This is a genomic window from Mesorhizobium sp. M2C.T.Ca.TU.002.02.1.1 (assembly GCF_003997225.1).
Window position 1 is genome coordinate 1 of sequence record NZ_RZTO01000624.1, and the last position, 3,768, is coordinate 3,768.

Sequence of the window (3,768 nt, forward strand, 5' to 3'; positions counted from 1 at the left end):
GGCCGGTATGGAGGCCGTCGGGTGCGACGCACCCCGCCGCGCCCGGATCGCAATCGAGAAAATCCGTTCGCGCGACCGCGACATCCAGCTTGCGCTCGCGGATCAGCCGGCCCGCGGCAAGTGCCGCCTGCACGTCGCCGCCGGGCGAGTTGACTATGACAGGCAACCGGCGCTCCCGGATCGTATCGAGCAGTTGGCGCAACTCGTCGGCGGTGCCTGCCGCGATCGTGCCTTCCGCCGAAATCCATTCCGGACAATCGGGATTGCAAAGCGGATTGCTGCCGCGAACAACAACGAAACGCATCTTCTGTTCGTGGGCCTGCTGCGCCGACGAGGGAACCGGGGCAGTGGGAACCGGAGCAGTGGGAGAAGGCTCGGCCCCAAGTGCCGCGACCGCAGCCGGCGCGGCGTTCGCCGGGATCTCGCGACAATTCGCCGGCGCCGGCTGACGCCGGCAAATGGTGCCCTCGGTAAGCAAATCGAGAGAATCGGGGCTGGTGACGAGCTTCATCTCCAGCATGTCCTCGGGTTCGATCTGCCTGATGTCGCTGGCAGGCGTCGCCTTCATCACGCTGAGCACGCCCTGCTCGACGCCCATCTCCTTCAGATAGGCCGACAGCCGCTTCTCGACCGCCTTGCTCATCTCATAGGTCTTGTAGCTGCCGGCATTCTTGCGACTGACGACCCTGGTGCTGATGATCTTCTTCTTGCCGTTCACGATCCGATAGGTCGTGCGGTAGAGCAGCTTCTCGCGCTGATAGGTGGTCGTGATCTGATGGACACCGAGATAGGCCCATTCGCCGACCACGCGGCGGATGCCGCCGGCAAACATCAGCGGACAGGCCGAATTGCACATCGCCCCGCTGTCATGAGCGACACCGGAAAAGGGCTGGTCCTTGCCGTCATTATCCCGGCAGCTCTTCATCCCCGGCGAGCAGCCGGAAAACTCCGTGATGCCGACCGCGATATCGAGCTTGTTCTTGCGGACCATGCGGCCAAGCTGCAGCGAGGCATCGACATTGCCGCCGGGTGAATTGACGACGATCGGCAATTGCCGCCCGCCGAGCGTCTTCAGCAGGCGTCTCAGCAGCGCCGGGGTGCCGGCCTCGATCGTGCCTTCGGCGGAAATCCATTCCGGGCAGTTCGGCTCGCAGTCCGGCGCGCTGCTGCGCACGACGACGAAGCGCATCGCCGGACCGTAGTCTGGCGGTGTCTCCTTCGCGGCGGCGCTGAGGGCGGCCAGCCCTATGGCAGCGGCCAATCCCAGCCGAAGCAGCCCGCGCCAACACCGTATGGTCTTTAAACGGAATGTCGAAACCACGCCTGGCAAGCCCCTCGGTACAACCCATACTAGTGGCAGCGACGGTGCTTGCAATAGAATTGAACAGGTCGGCGCAATACTGCCTCCAAAGCAAAAGGGCGGCCCGAAGACCGCCCTTTCCTTGTCGAACCGGCAGGTGCCGGATCGATTATTCCTTGATGGTGACGACGATGCCCGCACCGACGGTGCGGCCGCCTTCACGGATGGCGAAGCGCAGCTTCTCTTCCATGGCGATCGGCACGATCAGCTCGACGTCGACGGTGATGTTGTCGCCGGGCATCACCATCTCGGTGCCGGCCGGCAGCGTCACGATGCCCGTCACGTCGGTCGTGCGGAAATAGAACTGCGGACGGTAGTTGGTGAAGAACGGCGTGTGACGGCCGCCCTCGTCCTTGGTCAGGATGTAGGCTTCGGCCACGAACTTCTTGTGCGGCTTCACCGAACCGGGCTTGGCCAGAACCTGGCCGCGCTCCACACCCTCGCGGTCGATGCCGCGCAAGAGCGCGCCGATGTTGTCGCCGGCCTGACCCTGGTCGAGCAGCTTGCGGAACATTTCAACGCCCGTGCAGGTCGTCTTGGCGGTCGGACGGATGCCGACGATCTCCAGTTCCTCGCCGACCTTGACCACGCCGCGCTCGACGCGGCCGGTCACCACCGTGCCGCGGCCCGAGATCGAGAACACGTCCTCGATCGGCATCAGGAACGGCTTGTCCAGCGGACGAACCGGCGTCGGAATGTAGGCGTCGACCTGAGCCATCAGCTCGCGGATGGCGTCCTCGCCGATGGTCTTGTTGGAATCCTCAAGCGCCGCCAGAGCCGAACCCTTGACGATCGGAATGTCGTCGCCGGGGAACTCGTTCTTCGACAGAAGCTCGCGAACCTCGAGCTCGACCAGCTCGAGCAGCTCGGCGTCGTCGACCTGGTCGACCTTGTTCAGGAACACAACGATCGAGGGCACGCCGACCTGACGGGCCAACAGGATGTGCTCGCGGGTCTGCGGCATCGGGCCGTCGGCGGCCGACACGACCAGGATCGCGCCGTCCATCTGCGCGGCACCCGTGATCATGTTCTTCACATAGTCGGCGTGGCCGGGGCAGTCGACATGGGCATAGTGACGGTTGGCCGTCTCATACTCGACATGCGCCGTCGAAATCGTGATGCCGCGCGCCTTCTCTTCAGGCGCCGCGTCGATCTGGTCATAGCGCTTGTATTCGCCAAAATACTTCGTGATCGCCGCCGTCAGCGACGTCTTGCCATGATCGACGTGACCGATCGTGCCAATGTTCACATGCGGCTTGGTGCGCTCGAATTTACCTTTTGCCATAGTCTCTTTCCTTGGACGGCCTTGACCTTCAGTTCAGTCGAATGCGGGGCGATTAGCGACAACGGCCGAAAAACACAAGTGCCTTGTGGCTGAGCGGATTCCCGCTCGACCCGAAACAACGGTCGATTTCAGGGGGATGTGGAACGGATATAGGGTTGCCGTGGGTAAAATCAAAGGCGCTGGGCTGGCCCATTGCCGCCGCGACGCCGCTCTGATCTTGTCGGCCGCATGCAGTTCATTCCATCCAATATCCGCGGCCCGCTGTTCATGATCGTCTCGACGGGATCCTATCTCGTCAACGACACGATGATGAAGCTCGCGACCACCGGACTGCCGCCTTATGAAGTGCTCTTGCTGCGGGGTGCTGCCGCGACGCTGTGGGGCGTGCCGCTGCTTTTGATGCTTGGCTATGCCAGGCAGATCCCGCTGCTCTTCGAGCGCAAGGTGCTGCGCCGCAACCTGTTCGAGCTCTTGGCGATCCTCTGCTACGTCGTTGCCCTGGCGAACATGCAGATCGCGGATTCCACCGCGCTCGGGCAGATCACGCCGCTCATCGTGCTGGTCGGCTCCTCGATGCTGTTCGGCGAAAAGATCGGCGCCACGCGCATGGCGCTGATCGGCCTTGGCTTTGTCGGAGCGCTGATGGTGGCGCAGCCGACCATGCAGGGCATTTCGGTCTACGCGCTGCTGGCGCTCGGCAATGCCGCCTTCGCGGCGGTGCGCGATATAGCCGGCCGCAAGGTGGGCGCCGAGGTGCCGGGCATGATCGTCGCCATCTCCGCGGTCGTGGTGGTGCTGGCCGGCTCAGGCGCGGCGCATCTGGCGACGGAGCAATGGGTGATGCCTCAGGGGCGGCATCTGTTGCTGATCGCCGGCGCGGGCCTGTTCCTGATCTTCGGCCATTTCTTCATCTTCATGGCCTACCGGGTCGGGCCGACAAGCGCGGTCGCGCCCTTCTACTACTGTTTCACGGTCTGGGCGGTCATTTCGGGCCTGCTGGTGTTCGGACAGTTTCCCAACGCGCTCGCCGTCTGCGGCATCCTTTTGGTGATGGCCAGCGGCCTGGCGATCGTCTCGCTCGACGAAAGAAAGCGCCGGTTGGCGATGGTCGCCTAGCCGTTAC

3 protein-coding genes are annotated in these 3,768 nt (G+C 63.7%); 1 reads left to right on the forward strand and 2 read right to left on the reverse strand.

Going from position 1 to position 3,768, the window contains the following annotated elements; genetic code table 11:
- Both EOD07_RS26300 and tuf read right to left on the reverse strand, forming a co-directional pair.
- Positions 1 to 1,189 (reverse strand): hypothetical protein (locus EOD07_RS26300; RefSeq protein WP_127237491.1); only part of this gene is annotated, 1,189 nt, incomplete at its 3' end.
- Positions 1,190 to 1,469: 280 nt separating this feature from the next.
- A complete protein-coding gene (gene tuf / locus EOD07_RS26305) occupies positions 1,470 to 2,645 on the reverse strand; it encodes an elongation factor Tu (RefSeq protein ID WP_040983039.1) in 1,176 nt (391 codons plus the stop codon).
- A 228-nt stretch (positions 2,646 to 2,873) separates the two neighbouring features.
- Here tuf and EOD07_RS26310 point away from each other — a divergent pair, with 228 nt between their 5' ends.
- A complete protein-coding gene (locus EOD07_RS26310) occupies positions 2,874 to 3,761 on the forward strand; it encodes a DMT family transporter (RefSeq protein ID WP_127237490.1) in 888 nt (295 codons plus the stop codon).
- Positions 3,762 to 3,768: the final 7 nt, after the last annotated feature.